This is a genomic window from Pectobacterium wasabiae CFBP 3304 (genome assembly GCF_001742185.1).
Lineage (GTDB): Bacteria > Pseudomonadota > Gammaproteobacteria > Enterobacterales > Enterobacteriaceae > Pectobacterium > Pectobacterium wasabiae.
This window is the reverse complement of record NZ_CP015750.1, coordinates 233498-250513: the sequence shown is the minus strand read 5'-3', so window position 1 is coordinate 250513 and position 17016 is coordinate 233498. Positions and strand designations below refer to the sequence as shown.

The following is a 17016-nucleotide window of genomic DNA, read 5'->3' as shown; positions in this document are numbered from 1 at the left end:
CCCTTTTATATCAATCGTGTAACCACTGTAACCGCTGTATCCACGCGCAGAGAAGATAAACACAGTAAAAATGGCCGTCCGTGAGGGCTTTATTTCTGGCGGGCGGGGTTAACAGAATGGAAGGAGTGAGCGACATGAGGATAATGCGTGTTTACTGCCCTGAATGCGGCACGGTGGCCACGGTGAAGAAAACTCACCGTAAACATCCGCATATCTCAGATATTTACTGCGCCTGTGCGGATGTGGAATGCGGGCATACATTCGTGATGAACATGACGTTCTCGCATACTCTCAGCCCCAGCGCCAAAAACCACGGGCATGTGATTAAGAGCGTGATAGACGGTATCGCACCGGAGAAGCGCAAAGAGATGATCGACATGCTGAACCAGGCGCAGGAGGACGACAAAAAGGCCGAAGCCGTGGACGAACCAGAACGTTCTCTGGTTGTGGTGCGGCGTAAAGTTGGGTAAAGGTAACGGCCTGTTGTTATCCCTGTGGATAGGGACTAAACTGTTGATTGTTAGTGGAAGCATGATGTTGTAATGCTTATAGATAGGAATTACACTCATCAACGTTAGTGGTGGATTAACCGCGCTTTATCTGAGGCTGCGAATCCCAAGCGTCATGAAAAAACCCAACCTCACCAGTTGGGTTTTTTTGTGCCTGGCTGTTCACGTTTTTCAGTGACTCCAACACCTATACTCATCTGTAGGCCACGTCCTGCAAGGGATTGCTGGAACGGTAGCACGTTTCTTTCTCCGTCTAATTTTTTTCTCCACGTCACGTAAAATAATACCGTGTCTTTAAATTCAAAGAGATAGCGTGATTTTTTGCGGGTTTCAAAACTGACAAAAAACGGCAAAACTGAAAAAAGCTGAAATTCTTTTCAATGATTTCAGTTGGCACCGAAGCGAACAAGCCCAGATATGGCGCGGCCTGGCGGGTTGGTTTGTAGAAAAGGAAAACTGAAAAATTTTTATGATCCGAAAACCGCAGGCGGGTGCGGTGTAGTGCCGATTTTGTCATTCAAATGTTTATATTTGTGATTAGTGAGTGTGGTGGGCAGAATGAAAGTGTTCTTATGTAGTAAACTCATAAAAAGTAATATGATAAACTTCACTATTCTGCACCAAGATGTTATGTATAGTATGTTCAAACAGAGCGGTGGTGAAGAATAAACACTTTATTAGTTGCGATTAAGTTGTAATCCATAAGGCAAATATGACTATGGAAGATAAAAATTACGCTGAAGTTAGAGATTTCTGGAAAAATGAAATCATTGCTTTTCTTGCATTAACTTGTTTGAAAGGTGTTGGGTATTGGACATTAAGAAAAATATATCAGTCTAAAGTGGGATTTAAAAATCTTTTAAAGGGAATTTCGGCTGATGCTTTGGCTAGTTATTTAAGAGTTTCATTGCCTGAGGAAATGTCTTGGGAAGATTTCCAACAAGATTTATGGAATAAAGGGCTTGAAAGAGCAAGGGATTTAAATAAAAAAGGGATAACTTTGTCTTTTTATGATCAATCGACATTCCCTTCGTTGTTGAAAACTATAAATGACCCACCATTTTGGATATTTATTCATGGTGATGTTAATGTTTTAAATAAAAAAGCAATTGCAATTGTCGGAACTAGAAAACCAACCAATGATGGTATTTTTTTAGTAAAGCTAATCGTTTCTGCCCTGTATGGAACAGAGGTTTCGACAGTAAGTGGTTTAGCTACAGGTATAGATCAATCATGTCATTATGAGTCACTCAGATATGGTATTCCAACCATAGCGGTATTAGGTAATGGTATTTTTGTTGAATATCCAAAAGGATCTCGTTCACTTTACAACGAGATTATTGCTAACGGTGGAGCTATAATTAGTGAATATCTACCTGATCAGGGTTACAGTGCCGAAAATTTTGTAAGACGTAATAGAATTCAAGCTGCACTATGCACTACCTTAGTTCCTGTAGAGTGGAAGATAAAAAGTGGAACATCTCATACCGTAGAGTATGCATTCAAATATTCGAGAAAAATTGCTAGCCCATTTCTTCCCAAAACATATGAAAATAGACCTGAATTGAGATTTTCTGAAGAACATAGAAACGCGAAGTCTTTCGAAGTTCCACAAAAATTAAATGAAATTGTGAAATATATTTTGAATGAAGACCCTTACGAAAAAGCACAGCCAATACAGCAGAGCTTAGATCTCTAAGGAAGTAGAAATGAGCAAAATAAAGGGTGTTATCCTTAGTGTTGAAGATATATTAGTGCCGCATGGTAAAGTTGATGGGAAAATATTTTCTGAAGTTGATAGGTTAATTAAATATTTTCGCTCAAAGAATATAGATTTTGTAGTGTTTACGAATAGATCTTGGGTTGTAGGCTCAGAAAGATTCCCTCTTGAAGAAATGTTAAAGGCTCGTTGGGGGGATTTTCATTATCTATGTAGGTCAACGGATCGGAAAATTCCAGGAAAGCCTAAAAAGGAAGCAACGCAATATGTCCTTGACCTAATGGGTTGGAAAAGTATTGAAACTGTTTATATCGGTGCTTCAGAAAATGATATGCAAACAGCTGTAAATGGGAATTTATTGTTCTTGAGAGCGACTTGGTGGGCACATAAAACGGATTATGGTTTTGAATTTTCTACCCCTAAAGACATAGCGAGATTTATTGATATATTTTGTTTAAGAGATCATCTATGGTGTCATGAGATACATGATGGTGACTTCCAGTTTTATGCATTGGCACCATTTAGTACAATGAAAGAAGAGTATACTTTGTATTCTGCTGATGCAAAAGCTGCCGCCAAGCATGGCCTTGGTCATCCTGATTTTTGGACAGGAGCCTTGATTTCTAGTTTATATTTTAGTGGGGTTCACAATAGAATTAATTATGTCAGTGTTTATCCCGGTCACAAAGTAGGTTTCGGTAATAATGTTATGGATGAGGCTATTTCTATATTTGGTAAGTGCTTCAGGAAAAACTATATACCTGACCTTATTTTGAGACATACCCAGTCAATAAAATCTCAAACAGCTAGGAATTCTGGCAGAGACATTGATCATGCAAATCAGTTAAACACAATTCACCTCAATCCTATTCCGCACAAAACCGCAACAACCACTTATAAAACCCCCCGTTAGGTTCTGGTAAAACAGTATTACTCATCGATGATATAACCACTCGTGGATATAGTTTAGAGTCCGCTAGAGCCTATATTGAACAAACAGGATCGAAGGTTATTATGGTTTCATGGTTGAAAACCATTAATACTGATATAGTAACTTTAGCTGGATTTAAAAAATTCGATCCTTATGTTCCGAATAGATTTGAAAATATCGTGACAAGTAAAATTCATTCTTACAGCGCGAATATTGTCGATAGCTTAGCTCCAACCGAACTAACTAGAATTTTTAGAGAATATAAAAATTGGGAATGGCCAAAATAATTATATACAAATGAAGTTTGCATAGTGTTGCAACATGTCCCTACGCCCTTCCAAATATTGCGCATGGTTATAAGTTCCACGGATAGAGTTTTTATCCACATGCGCAAGCTGGGTTTCAATCCATGCGCTGTTAAATCCGTGCTCATGCAATATGGTACTCATGGTGTGTCTGAAGCCGTGACCCGTAAGCCTGCCGTGATAACCCAGCATCTTGATCACTTTATTAATCGCGGCATCGCTCATCGGCTTTCTTGTGTCATTTCGGCCAGGAAAGACAAGCTGGTAATAGCCAGTAAGCACTTTCAGTTCTTTCAGAATGGTAACCGCCTGCGTGGATAGTGGTACCAAATGCGGACGGCGCTTCTTCATCCTCTCTTTGGGGATTTCCCACAGTGCATTATCTAAATCGAATTCAACCCATTCAGCCGCGCGTAATTCAATGGTTCTAACACCGGTCAACATTAAAAGCTGAGTGGCGTATTTGGTGATTTGGCTTCCTTTGTAATTATTGAGCGCCTGAACAAAATCCGGTAGTTCACTTTCGGTGAGGAACGGAAAGTGATTGTTCTTTGGCTTGTTCATGGCGCTGGCCAGGTCGGGCGCTGGGTTATACATAGCACGCCCGGTTACGACTGCATAACGGAATACTTCACCACAGCGGCGGCGGATTTTGCTGGCTTGCTCTAATGCCCCACGTTTTTCGATTTTTTGCAGAACGGCTAAGAGTTCAAGCGGCGTGATTTGGTCTATCGGGCGCTTACCCAGGAACGGGAAAATTTCTTTTTCCAGATAGTGTATAACTTCTTTGGCGTACCCTTCCGACCAGGTAGTGAGTTTTGATGTGTGCCATTCTCTCGCTACTGCTTCAAAGGTGTTTTCCGTAGAGAACAACAAAGAGAGCTTATCGGCTCTGCGTGCGTCGCTGGGGTTAATACCATTGGCCAACATGGATCGGGCTTCATCGCGCTTCTTACGGGCATCGGCAAGGGATACGGTATCGTAAGTGCCAAACGATATAAGTTTAGGCTTATTGGCAAACCGATAGCGGAAGCGCCAGCCCTTTGTACCTTTAGGATCAATCAGCAAAGACAGCCCGTTGCCGTCATTGAGTGTGTAGGGTTTGTCTTGGGCTTTCGCCTTCTTGATTTTGAGATCGGTTAGCAGCATGTGTATAAGAAAAAGATCGAACCAAATGTATACACGATTTTATACGCATCTGTGCATAGCTTCTACAAGATTTTATGGTATTAACTAAGACAGTGAATAGGGTGTATTCGCTGTTTTTAAAGGGTTTTTTAGACTTTCAGAGAGTGTGTAAGAGGGCGTTATGGTGTCCCCGACTGGAATCGAACCAGTAACTAGCCCTTAGGAGGGGCTTGTTATATCCGTTTAACTACGGGGACATAAAGCTTGGCTATTATACGCATTTTTGCTCTGAGAATAAGCACTTAACGGTTCGTTTGCTCAAAGTGTCGTCAATCAGTGCCTTATCAATGTTCTTTTTTCTCGTTTTCTACCCCTACGTCCTTCTTTTTCTCTTGCCGGGTATGTTTGGATTCTGAAAATGCATTCATAGCAATCCCCTCAATGTCTGGACCCGTTGATACTTGGCTAGCGGTGCTGACGTGAATAGCGATAACCCCGAGGGTAGGCGTAGTCTTTTTTACAACGCGGGATGCCGCGTTATGCCTCACTGATTTAGGTTGGCAATGCTATGCTTTGAGCGGAACAACGAACTAGCATGTTGTCCTGATAAGAAAAAATGGCAAGCCTCTGAAAAGGCAGTAATACGTAAGCCAGCGTAGCGATAGATCAATAAAATGTTACACTGTTGGCCGATATCCCGTCCTTATCGTCCAGCCTGATAGGTTAGGGCCGATCGTGGGAATACCCATTTCGGTCGCGGGTATAGCACACTATAAATCAGGGAGAACAGATATGAATTACCGCCTGAGTGGGGTGGTGTTTGCCAGCGTGTTACTGATCGGCTGCGCCAGTTCCGGGGATCGCGCTCAAGAAGGACGTTCAGATCCGCTTGAAGGCTTTAACCGTACCATGTTCAACTTCAATTACGACGTTCTGGATCCTTATCTGGTTCGTCCGGCTGCTGTTGCCTGGCGCGATTATGTGCCGACGCCTGCGCGTAACGGGCTGGGGAATTTCTTCAGCAACCTGGAAGAGCCAGCGACGATGGTAAACTACTTCGTTGAAGGTAAACCGTATAAAGCGATGATTCACTTTAACCGTTTTTTCCTGAATAGCTTGCTTGGGATGGGCGGTCTGATTGATGTTGCATCGATGGCTAATCCTAAATTGGCAAAAGAAGAGCCTCGCCGTTTTGGTAGCACATTGGGTAATTATGGCATGGGCTATGGGCCTTATCTGGTCGTGCCGGGCTACGGTAGTGCTACCCTGCGTGAAGATGGCGGTGACGTCGTGGATACGCTATATCCGATGCTGAGCTATCTGACGCTCTGGATGTCTGCGGGCAAGTGGGCTATCGAGGGACTAGAAACGCGAGCGCAACTGTTGGATTCCGATGGTTTGCTGCGTAATTCTTCCGATCCATACCTGATGATGCGTGAAGCCTACTTCCAACGGCATGACTTCCTTGCCAGCGACGGGAAAATCACCCCGCAGCAGAATCCAAATGCCGCCGCGATTGAAGACTCGCTCGACGAGATCGATTCAGCGAAATAGGGATGTAGGTCGTTCTGCATAATCTCGCTCATTTCAAAGGCACCTGTCTGTGGGTGCCTTTTTCTTTTATAAAATACGGCTAAACGTGTTTTTACCCTACTGATTCTGTGGTTTGTTTCTTAAAAGTTATTACTTTGTTGTGTATTTATTTACTTACTAAAATTTATTTCCTTCCGTTAGATAACAATAATGTCACGTCGTTAACCGGTTCGAATGCTCATCATGACTGAATGTGTCAGTACGCTGATTTTTTTGTTAGCGAGATGATTAACAAAAAGGTCATAAGAATGATGCCTTTTACTGATGGTAGTGCGGTCGTGTTAATGAATGCCTGGAGTTCTATTTACCTGCACTTATAAAAATAGAGATATAAGCATGAAAAAACTACTTGCTATGTTCTTCAGCCTGAGTGTGGTGGTTAGCGCCCCACTGGCGATGGCTGAAGATGCTAAAACGACAGAGAAGACAACGGATGTGGTATTGATCGGCGGGGGATTATGAGCTCTACGCTGGGTGTGTATCTACAGGAACTACAGCCAGATTGGTCCATCGATATGGTTGAGCGTATGGATAACGTTGCGGAAGAGAGCTCTAACGGCTGGAATAATGCCGGTACGGGCCACTCGGCCTTCATGGAGCTCAACTACACGCCGGATAATCCCGACGGTCCAATCAATATCAGCAAAGCGCTGGAAATCACCGAAGCGTTTGAAATCTCGCGCCAGTTTTGGTCCTATCAGGTGAAAAACGGCGTGCTGAATAATCCGCACTCTTTCATTAACAGTGTGCCGCACATCAGTTTTGTCTGGGGCGACGAAAATACCGCCTTCCTGAAACACCGCTATGATGCGATGCAGCACAGCACGTTGTACCGTGGTATGGAATTCTCTGACGATCCCAATACGATCAAAGAGTGGGCTCCATTGGTGATGGAAGGTCGCGATCCGGCTCAGAAAATTGCAGCAACCCGTATGCCTATCGGTACGGACGTGAACTACGGCGAAATCACACGTCAGTTGGTTGGTGCGATGAAAACCAAGTCCAACTTTGCGTTGCACCTGAATTCAGAAGTGCGCGATATCAAGCGCAATGCAGACAACACCTGGAGCGTGACTTACGCCGATCTGAAGAACGGCGAAAAAGAGAGCGTGATTAAGGCGAAATTCATCTTTATCGGTGCAGGTGGGGCGGCATTACAACTATTGCAGAAATCTGGCATTCCTGAGGCCGATCTGTACGGTGGTTTCCCGGTCGGTGGCGAATTCTTGGTGACAGAAAATCCGGAAATCGTGAAGCGTCACATGGCAAAAGTATACGGTAAAGCCTCGGTAGGCGCGCCACCGATGTCGGTTCCTCATCTGGATACGCGTATTTTTGACGGTAAGCCAGTCCTGCTGTTCGGGCCATTTGCCACCTTCTCCAGTAAATTCCTGAAAAACGGTTCGCTGTGGGATCTGATCGGTTCAGTGACCTTCTCCAACGTGATGCCGATGACGCACGTCGGTCTGGATAACTTCGATCTGGTGAAATATCTGGTCGGCCAGGTCATGATGGATGATGACGATCGCTTCGCTTCATTACAGGAATATTTCCCGAATGCGAAGAAAGAAGACTGGCGACTGGCGATCGCAGGCCAGCGTGTTCAGGTTATCAAGAAAGATGATGATAAAGGCGGCGTGCTGAAATTGGGTACTGAGATCGTCAGCTCGCAGGATGGCTCAATTGCCGCACTGCTGGGGGCTTCTCCGGGGGCGTCTACCGCCGCGCCGATTATGCTGAGCCTGCTGCAAAAAGTATTTAAAGATAAAGTGGCGACGCCGGAATGGCAGAGCAAGCTGAAAGAGATTGTTCCGTCTTATGGTCAGAAACTGGACGGTAATATTGAAATGACCAATAAAATCCGCAGCTACACCAGCAGCACGCTGGATCTGGATTATATTGAGGTTAAGCCTGAGTAATCGGGTTAGCTGGAAGTCACGAAAAAGGCCGCGAAAGCGGCCTTTTTCGTCTCTCTGACTCGGTAAACCGGGTGAGAAAAGGGTTGCTGTACTTTGCTGAAGTGGAATACTACATTTGCAATTGAGCACCAATATCGATTGGGTTAAGCAAGTCACAGCAATCGAGAACAATATGCGCTAGCGGTAATGATGGCCAGTGTTGAGTCCTGGAATTCTGGAAAACGCTTCTGCAATGAAGTCCATGAATACCATCGCTCGCTTCGGTAGCAGCCGATTGGCAACATAGAGAAACTGAATTGGCACGGGCGGCGCTTCATAGTCACAAAGCACCTGACACAGTCTGCCGCTCTTCAATCCATCCTCGTATAACCATGCGGGCCCATTCGCGATCCCAAGACCGGCTATGACGGCTTCCTGTATGGCCTGTGGTGAGTTGACGCGGAATCGCCCCGAAACGTTGATTTCGGTATCTCGAAAATGCCACGTATTACCCGTGTTTAACAGAGAATACAGAATACAGTCATGATCGCGCAGATCTTCCGGTGTTTGCGGTATACCGCGACGGCTCAGATAGTCTGTAGAGGCGACATACACGCGAGTGAAAAGACCAATCCGGCGTGCTCGTAGTGCGCTGTCGGAGGGATGGCCTATTCGGATCGCCAACTCGACACCTTCTTCCACCAGATCGACGAAACGATCGCTCAGTTGCAAATCCAGCGACAAGCCGGGGTAGCGTGCCAGAAAAACGGGGATTTGTGGTACCAGGAAGCTATGGGCCATTGCCGTTGGGCAGGCCACTCGCAGAAGTCCCGTGGGTTCCGTCTCATTGCTCAAGGATGACTCTGATTCTGCAACTGCATCGAGAATTCGGCTTACATCTGCGTAGTACCGCTCACCCTCGGGCGTCAGCACAAGTTGGCGTGTTGTGCGCTGAAGTAGTCTTACGCCCAAATGCTCTTCTAAGGCGGCAACGTATCGGCTTACGTTGGGTTGCCCCATATTCAGGTCGCGCGCTGCCGCAGAGAAACTACCCGTTTCGACAGTTCGTTTAAAACAGGTCATGAGCAGAAAACGATCCACGTGAAGGCTCCTTGATTCATGCGGTAATGGAATAAATCATATGCGAAATAAGAATCTTATCATTATTTATGCATACACATATGATTAGCGCTGTCCCTGGCAGCAAATTGCTGCATCCGGCTATTATGATCAGGAGTTCTTAATGTCTCGATTACACAATAAACGTACCCTTATCACTGGCGGCACCTCCGGCATTGGGTTGGAAACCGCAAAGCAGTTCCTCGCTGAGGGGGCTCGCGTCATCGTCACCGGGGTCAACCCCGATTCTATTGCCGCGGCAAAATCCGAACTTGGCAGTGAAGTGCTGGTGCTGCGTGCTGACTCGGCCAGCGTGAGTGCACAGAATGAACTGGCTCAAGCCGTGGAGGCACATTACGGAAAGGTTGATGTTGTCTTTCTCAACGCTGGTGTTTCCGTTTGGCAGCCGATCGAAGAATGGACAGAGGAAATGTTTGATCGCTCCTTCGATATTAACGTCAAGGGGCCGTATTTTCTGATCCAGTCGCTTTTGCCTGTGTTCGCCAATCCCGCTTCAGTCGTGCTCAATACGTCGATTAGTTCGCATGTAGGATCGAGCCGCTCCTCCGTTTATTCTGCGACTAAAGCAGCTTTCCTTAGCCTGTCAAAAACGCTGTCTAGCGAACTGATGGAACGTGGTATTCGCATCAATGCGGTTAGCCCAGGTCCTATAGATACCCCGCTGTATGACAAACTGGGTATTCCTGAAAGCTATCGTAAACAAGTCAATGAGGAGATCGTCAAGAGCATCCCTTCAGGCCGTTTCGGCACGGCGGAGGAGATTGCCAAGGCTGTGTTGTACCTGGCTTCAGATGAGTCCCGATGGACAATCGGTAGTGAGATCGTCGTAGATGGCGGGCGTCTGTTGAATGACTGATTTGACATTATGATGTTCGTGGATTGTTCATCATTAGCTAATCACTACGCCAGTAAGAAAGAGACAAATGCCTTGTGATGAGCAAAAAAAAAGCAGGTAAGTTGCCTTACCTGCTTTATCACGCTGACTGGTAACAAATAGAATGCGTACTCTATTTAGAACGCCATTTTTTATTTAGAACGCATAGTTGAAGTTCACGCCGTACAGCCAGGCTTTACCTTTAGAGCTGAAGTTGTAACTTGGAGAACCTGCTCTATCAGAGATAGGTTCGCTGATATCAACCTGCTTACCGTGCATATAAGACACGCCAACATCAACAGAGGCATCTTTGTTAAACGCATAGGTAGTGCCTGCACTTAACCAGAAACGGTCCTGATCGGGGATAGAGATAGAACGTCTGTCGGCTGGTACCGGGCTATCATCAAATGCGATACCGCTACGGAATGTCCAGTTATCGTCATGATAGTAGGTGGTGCCGAGTGCGATACGGTAGGCATCACGGAAGCCTTCCTCTTTCTGGAACAGCGTATTACCGTTGCTACCTGTCGCTTTCAGTTCCTGGAAATGGCTCCAACTGGTGTAGGTCAGGCTGTAATGCACCGCCCATTTAGGCGCTACGCGGTGGTAGGCGGAGGCTTCCCACATTTCCGGCAGGTTCAGCGTCAGCTTACCGGGAATTGTTGCCCCCCCTGTCCCGACAGGTGTTCCTGGGAGGCCGGCAGGGATATTACTGCGGTAATCACCATCGAAGTCGATGTCGACTTTGGAACGGTAGGTCAGGCCGAAGCGATTGTTTTCATCCACTTCATACAGGATACCGGCATTCCAGCCGTAGCCCCACTCTTTACCTTCCATGTGAACCAGTTCTGAAGATGGGCCTGCAACTACGCCTTGCAAACCACCAGACGGTACTCCGTTAATGACGGGAGGAATGTTTGCCAGTTCACCTGCTCGGCGAACAATCTTAGCATCGGCATAGACCGCATTGAGGCCCAGACCAAAGCTGAAATGTTGATTCAGGCGATACGCAGCGCTCAGGTTCAGGTTTGACGTCAACAGGTCGGTCTCCCCGCCGATAGAACCAGCCGCATAGCTATCATTAAATTTAGTCGCCAGACCATAGTTAGTGGTGGCGGAAGCACCGATCGCCCACTGCTCATTAAGCGGCATGATGAAATGCAGATTAGGTACCCAGGCGTGTGGCGCGATATTCTTGGCGCTGGTGTTCTGCCCTGGGACTTGGGAGTTTTTCCCCTGAACATCAATATCCGGGTTGATATAGGTGACACCACCGGAGAACGATGGGCGGTCAAACATAGTCATGGTCGCTGGGTTACGGCTGCCGGAGGTGGCGTTGTCGGCTACGGCACCTTCACCAGAAAACGCACGTCCCAGACCCGATGATGAATATTCATTAAGCTGGAAACCAGCCGCGGACACATTTGCTGAAAACAGGGCCACCGCAACAGCAATTGTGGATTGTTTGAACAGGTTTTTCTGGCTCATGACCAAAACCTCTTTATATGCTTGTTATTTAACGTTGTTACACGAGGTAACAAGGGACGCGCATTGTAGGGGGCGCACTCAGCCTGACAAATCAGACCAGTTGCCAAAGTATAAGTTGTGAATACGGTAATGTTGCGTTTGTGTGTTCTAAATATTTCCAAAATGATGCGGAATTTAGATCTGCTTAACGTTTTGGTTAATTTGTGTGAGGAGGTGTTACGCGGTTTTCACTGCCTAATAACGCTTTAATGTGACTGATATCACTAAAATTACTGGCTGGCATGAAGTGCTGGTACTGCTTTAGGGTGAGAGAGTAAAATATAAGGAAGATAGAAATATTTGAACTGGATCAAATCTCCCGCGTCTTAAGTCTTAAGAGGAAAGCATCATGACGAACGTAATCAATAAATGCAGCGCTGAAGAAACCGCAGCCTGCTGCTGTGTCGATGTCGGTACCATCATGGATAATACGGATTGCACGGCGTCTTACAGTAAAGTGTTCGGCGATCGTTCTGATGCTGAGGCGGCACTCACTGCTCTGACGGCAAAAGCGCGCGCGGTAGAATCCGAACCTTGCGAAATTGCCAGCACGCTGGAAGAGGTAGACGGCGGCGTGAAACTGGACATCGATTTCACATTCAGTTGTCAGGCTGAAACGATGATTTTCCAGCTCGGCCTGCGTTAATTTTTGTGTTGGCAGGAGTCTTTTCCTGGCTCCTGTTGATTGTTTCCTGTCTTGTCCTAACGAATCGCCTGACTACTGGTTCCCCCTTCGCTTTTTGCCATTCATTCATCTTTGTTCGCCGCGACGCGCATGCTCTTCACACTTTTATGTTGCGCAGCTTTGCGTAATGTAACTATCTGGTTAACAATGAAATCAGGTCAGACCTGTTGTGCGCGTACTTTATTTTCGGTTAACAGGAGCGTTTATGAGCGAGGTATTACCTCTGATAACCCGCCGTGGCGATCGCATTGCGTTCGTGAGCGGATTACGCACCCCATTTGCCCGGCAGGCAACGGCCTATCATGGCGTTCCTGCCATTGAGTTAGGCAAGCTCGTCACCAGTGAGTTACTGGTTCGAACGGGTATCGATCCTGAACTGATCGAGCTATTGGTGTTCGGGCAGGTGGTCCAAATGCCCGAAGCGCCGAATATCGCCAGAGAGATCGTGCTCGGTACGGGCATGAGCGTATATACCGATGCGTATAGCGTTTCACGCGCCTGTGCTACCAGCTTTCAGGCCGTTGCCAATGTGGCGGAAAGCATTATGGCGGGAACGGTGGAAGTCGGCATTGCCGGGGGCGCAGATTCTTCTTCCGTGCTGCCCATTGGTGTCAGCAAAGCGTTGGCCAGAGCGCTGGTGGATATGAACAAGGCCAGAACGCTGAGTCAGAAGTTGAAGCTGTTAAGTGGCCTGCGGCCGAAAGATCTGCTGCCGGTTGCGCCTGCTGTGGCGGAATATTCCACCGGGTTGCGCATGGGCGATACTGCTGAACAGATGGCAAAAACTTACGGCATCACGCGTGAAGAGCAGGATGAGTTGGCGCATCGTTCGCACAGGCTAGCGGCCCAGGCCTGGGAATCTGGCGTGCTGCGCGATGAGGTGATGACGGCGTATGTTCCTCCTTATGAGAAAGCACTGAGTGAAGATAACAACGTGCGCCACGATTCGGCCTTAGAGCAGTATTCGCGCTTACGTCCGGCGTTCGATCGTCGGCATGGCACGGTGACGGCAGCGAACAGTACGCCGCTAACGGATGGTGCGGCGGCGGTCTTGATGATGAGTGAATCTAAGGCCAAAAGCCTGGGACTTACGCCATTAGGCTACCTGCGCAGCTATGCATTCAGCGCCATCGGCGTGCAACGTGATATGTTGTTGGGGCCGGCTTATGCGTCTCCGCTTGCGCTGGCAAGGGCGGGTGTAGCACTGGCCGATCTGACGCTCATTGACATGCACGAGGCCTTTGCCGCCCAGACGTTGGCAAATCTGAAGCTGTTTGCCAGCGATGAGTTCGCCCGAAGCCAATTGGGCAGAAATGCCGCACTGGGTGAGGTGGATCGCGCTAAGTTCAACGTATTGGGTGGCTCTATTGCCTATGGACATCCTTTTGCCGCCACTGGTGCGAGGATGATCACGCAAACGCTGAATGAACTGCGTCGGCGCGGTGGTGGACTGGGATTAACCACCGCCTGCGCGGCGGGCGGGCTGGGTGCGGCAATGGTACTGGAGGTGACGCCATGAACGATCAACAGCCTTTCCTTGCGGCAACGGAAAGCCCCTCTGCTTTTTCTTTCACCATTCGGCCGGATAATATTGGTGTGATCAACATTGATGTCCCCGGTGAGAAAGTGAACACGTTAAAGCGCGAATTTGCAGAACAGATTATCTCGGTCTTCGAACTGGCGCGACAGCATGCGACGCTCCGAGGACTCATTTTTATTTCTGCCAAGCCTGATTCGTTTATTGCCGGAGCGGATATCACCATGTTGAACCAGTGCAGCAGCGCAGAACAGGCAGAAAATCTGGCGAAACAGGGGCAGGAGACGTTCGATCAAATTGCTGAGTTACCTTTCCCCGTGGTGGCTGCCATTCACGGTGCCTGTCTGGGCGGTGGGTTAGAGCTGGCATTAGCCTGTGACTATCGCGTTTGCTCGCTGGATGAAAAGACGGTGCTGGGGCTACCAGAAGTCCAGCTTGGCCTTCTTCCTGGTTCGGGCGGAACGCAGCGCTTGCCACGCTTGATTGGTCTGGATAGCGCATTGGATCTCATACTGACAGGTCGTCATCTCCGCGCGAGTCAGGCGCTGCGGCAAGGGCTGGTGGATGAGGCGGTGCCGCACGATATTCTGCTGGATACGGCAGTCGAGATTATCAAAAAAGGCAAAAGGAAGACGGTGCCGTTAGGCTGGCGTTCGCGTTTGCTGAGCAGCCCGGGTATACGCCATTTGCTTTTCAAGATGGTGAAACGCAAGACCCGCGCGAAAACACACGGCAACTACCCAGCCACTGAAAAGATTATTCAGGTGGTACGTCGAGGAATAGAAAAAGGCCGTGAAGAAGGATATCGGCAGGAGGCACGAGCGTTCGGCAAGCTGGTGATGACGCCGGAGTCTGCTGCACTGCGTCATCTGTTTTTCGCCTCGAATGCGTTAAAGAAAACCGCAGGTGCGGCCTCTGACGCGAAGCCAATCCATCGCGTCGGCATTCTCGGCGGTGGATTGATGGGGGGAGGGATCGCCAGCGTCACGGCGATGCGCGGGCAGTTGCCAGTGCGCATTAAAGATATCAATGAGCAGGGCATCAACCATGCGTTGAAGTACAACTGGCAACTGCTGACCAAGCGCGTCGAGCGTAAGCGAATGAAGCCGACAGAGTGCCAACGCGTGATGACGTTGATTTCCGGCAGTACGGACTATCGTGGTTTTGAGCATGCGGATATCGTCATTGAGGCGGTCTTTGAAGATTTGGCGCTGAAGCGGCAAATGGTGGCGGAGATTGAAGAGCATGCCGCGCCGCACACGATTTTCGCATCAAATACCTCATCGTTGCCGATCCATCAAATCGCAGAGGGTGCGCGACGTCCACAGCAGGTGGTTGGCCTGCACTATTTTAGCCCGGTAGATAAAATGCCGCTGGTTGAGGTCATTCCCCACGCACACACTAGCGCAGAGGCGGTCACGACGACGGTTGCTCTGGCGAGAAAGCAGGGGAAAATAGCGATTGTTGTCGGTGATAGCGCCGGCTTTTATGTAAACCGCATATTGGCACCTTACATCAACGAAGCCGCGTACTGCCTGCTGGAAGGGGAGCCGGTTGAATCGATTGATTATGCGCTGGTGCGTTTTGGTTTCCCTGTCGGTCCGCTCGCGCTACTTGATGAAGTCGGTATTGATGTTGCAACCAAGATCGTACCGGTGCTGAGCGAAGCATTCGGCGCACGCTTTACCTCCCCACCCGCGTTTGATGCGATCCTGAAAGATGGGCGCAAAGGGCGCAAGAATGGCAAAGGGTTCTATCGGTACAATAAAACGCGCCGCTTCTGGCACGCGGGAAAAGAGGTCGATAGTTCGGTTTACCCGCTGCTGGATGTCACGCCGAAGGCTCATATCGACCCTGCGTTAATCAGCCAGCGTGCCGTGATGATGATGTTAAATGAGGCGGCACGTTGTCTGGATGAAGGGGTGATTCAATGTGCCCGTGACGGCGATATTGGCGCGGTATTTGGCATCGGTTTCCCCCCTTTCCTTGGCGGGCCATTCCACTATATGGATCGTCTGGGGATGGAAACGGTGGTGAAAACGCTACTGGTGCTGCAACAACAGTATGGCGAGCGGTTCGCACCCTGTGAACGTTTACTCACGATGCGCGAAGAGCGGCAGACCTTCTATCCGCCAGACGATGAAGACAGTCGCGTTAGTTGATCGTGACGTTAATCGTGACAGTGTCTTTATACGCTCCCTCCGGTTTACTGGTTTGACTGGCGTTAATACGGGCGGTGTACGGGATATTCTGTGTGATTCCCGTTCCCGTCCCGCTATGGTCGTTCGTCTCTGTCCAGGCGATGTTTCCGGTGCGATAGAGTTGATATTGCAGGTAGTAAGGCGTTCCACCGACGGTTGCGGTCATCCTACGCCAGTTGGCATCATCGGGGTGGGTACTGACGAGTTTGACGGTATACGCGCCCAGTTGCGTACAGTTAACGCCGAGGTTGTTATTGACGGCTACGAAATCAGCGGGAAACGCCGCAATACCAAAGCTGATGTTCGGTGCGCTGGTAATCTGGCAATCATTGGTGATGGTCATAGAGATATTGAGGGTTGACGTCGTCGTTCCTCGATCAGGAATACAGGCGAACAGAATCCCCAGAGAACAAATATTGTAATCCCATTTAATCGTTACCACATCGGTATAGGTACCCGCGGCAATATTGTTGCCGATGCTGGTGCGGATATAAATTGGCATGGTGCCATCCGATGAATTGAACAGGCCGAGTATGCCCAGTACCGTTGTTTGGGTCCAGTTGTAGGTCGAGCCAATGGTGTAATAGGGAGGATTGCAGGCAGAAGTCATGCAAAGGCTATAAGGAACGTAGTCTGTGCTTGTTCCTCTGCGCATCCGCATGGTAGTACCGCTGGAGTTGCTATCATTCAGTATTGTGGCGTCAATGGTATTGGTCGTCCCCACATTCAATACCCCTCCTGAGCAGCGAAACCCACTTCCCGATGCCACGACCTGCGGTGTACCGTTAACGCCGACCACAGAAGAGCTATAAGGCCCCAGCGTGGTGCTGCTGGGGGGCGTGGTACAAGCGGCGTCGCTGAAGGGGGCGTAATGCAGCGCCACCAGCAGGAAAGCCAGCCGCAGCCAACGGGAGGCGTGCCGGTTGACGGAAGGAAGGCGATGGATCTGCGGTCTTGGGGTCAGCATC

The 17016-nt window shown here is 48.5% G+C and carries 13 protein-coding genes, 1 tRNA gene and 1 pseudogene; 10 read left to right on the top strand and 5 right to left on the bottom strand.

Features of this window, described 5'->3' with window-relative positions:
* Positions 1–134: 134 nt before the first annotated feature.
* From A7983_RS01200 to A7983_RS24270, 4 genes are all read left to right on the top strand, one after another.
* Entirely contained in the window at positions 135–470 is a 336-nt protein-coding gene (locus tag A7983_RS01200; protein WP_005969943.1) for an ogr/Delta-like zinc finger family protein, read from the top strand.
* Between the two features lie 757 nt (positions 471–1227).
* The gene (locus tag A7983_RS01195; protein WP_039478126.1) at positions 1228–2208 is read left to right on the top strand and encodes a DNA-processing protein DprA; all 981 of its coding nucleotides are present in this window, start codon (positions 1228–1230) and stop codon (positions 2206–2208) included.
* Between the two features lie 10 nt (positions 2209–2218).
* Entirely contained in the window at positions 2219–3142 is a 924-nt protein-coding gene (locus tag A7983_RS01190) for an HAD family hydrolase (RefSeq protein WP_237028201.1), read from the top strand.
* 101 nt (positions 3143–3243) lie between these two features.
* A complete protein-coding gene (locus A7983_RS24270) occupies positions 3244–3447 on the top strand; it encodes a hypothetical protein (RefSeq protein ID WP_237028200.1) in 204 nt (67 codons plus the stop codon).
* Here A7983_RS24270 and A7983_RS01185 read toward each other — a convergent pair whose 3' ends face one another.
* Entirely contained in the window at positions 3448–4614 is a 1167-nt protein-coding gene (locus A7983_RS01185; protein ID WP_005969940.1) for a tyrosine-type recombinase/integrase, read from the bottom strand. It lies immediately after the preceding gene.
* A gap of 161 nt (positions 4615–4775) precedes the next feature.
* A tRNA-Arg gene (locus A7983_RS01180) sits at positions 4776–4850 on the bottom strand.
* Positions 4851–5385: 535 nt separating this feature from the next.
* On the opposite strand from A7983_RS01180, the gene mlaA reads away from it, so the two are divergent.
* Together mlaA and mqo are read left to right on the top strand one after the other, a co-directional pair.
* The gene (gene mlaA / locus A7983_RS01175) at positions 5386–6147 is read left to right on the top strand and encodes a phospholipid-binding lipoprotein MlaA (protein WP_005969938.1); all 762 of its coding nucleotides are present in this window, start codon (positions 5386–5388) and stop codon (positions 6145–6147) included.
* A 375-nt stretch (positions 6148–6522) separates the two neighbouring features.
* Positions 6523–8105, top strand: a pseudogene (gene mqo / locus A7983_RS01170) (malate dehydrogenase (quinone)).
* 177 nt (positions 8106–8282) lie between these two features.
* Here mqo and A7983_RS01165 read toward each other — a convergent pair.
* A complete protein-coding gene (locus A7983_RS01165) occupies positions 8283–9185 on the bottom strand; it encodes a LysR family transcriptional regulator (RefSeq protein ID WP_005969934.1) in 903 nt (300 codons plus the stop codon).
* 142 nt (positions 9186–9327) lie between these two features.
* Here A7983_RS01165 and A7983_RS01160 point away from each other — a divergent pair, with 142 nt between their 5' ends.
* Entirely contained in the window at positions 9328–10080 is a 753-nt protein-coding gene (locus A7983_RS01160) for an SDR family oxidoreductase (protein ID WP_005969932.1), read from the top strand.
* A gap of 174 nt (positions 10081–10254) precedes the next feature.
* Here the strand turns inward: A7983_RS01160 and fadL are convergent, their stop codons facing one another.
* Positions 10255–11586, bottom strand: a complete 1332-nt coding sequence (fadL, locus tag A7983_RS01155) for a long-chain fatty acid transporter FadL (protein ID WP_005969930.1) — start codon at positions 11584–11586, stop codon at positions 10255–10257.
* Positions 11587–11974: 388 nt separating this feature from the next.
* Between fadL and A7983_RS01150 the strand changes: the two genes are divergently transcribed.
* The 3 genes from A7983_RS01150 (at position 11975) to fadJ (ending at position 16009) form a co-directional block, all read left to right on the top strand.
* On the top strand, positions 11975–12271 hold the full coding sequence (locus A7983_RS01150) for a YfcZ/YiiS family protein (RefSeq protein ID WP_005969929.1): 297 nt from the start codon (positions 11975–11977) through the stop codon (positions 12269–12271).
* Between the two features lie 244 nt (positions 12272–12515).
* Positions 12516–13829, top strand: a complete 1314-nt coding sequence (gene fadI / locus A7983_RS01145) for an acetyl-CoA C-acyltransferase FadI (protein WP_005969928.1) — start codon at positions 12516–12518, stop codon at positions 13827–13829.
* Positions 13826–16009, top strand: coding sequence for a fatty acid oxidation complex subunit alpha FadJ (gene fadJ / locus A7983_RS01140; protein ID WP_005969927.1), 2184 nt, complete (start codon positions 13826–13828; stop codon positions 16007–16009). The genes fadI and fadJ overlap by 4 nt, the downstream gene beginning before the upstream one ends.
* Here fadJ and A7983_RS01135 read toward each other — a convergent pair.
* Complete coding sequence (locus A7983_RS01135; protein WP_005969924.1) at positions 16002–17015, bottom strand: Csu type fimbrial protein; 1014 nt, start codon at positions 17013–17015, stop codon at positions 16002–16004. The two genes, fadJ and A7983_RS01135, sit on opposite strands and share 8 nt — an antisense overlap.
* Position 17016 lies beyond the last annotated feature (1 nt).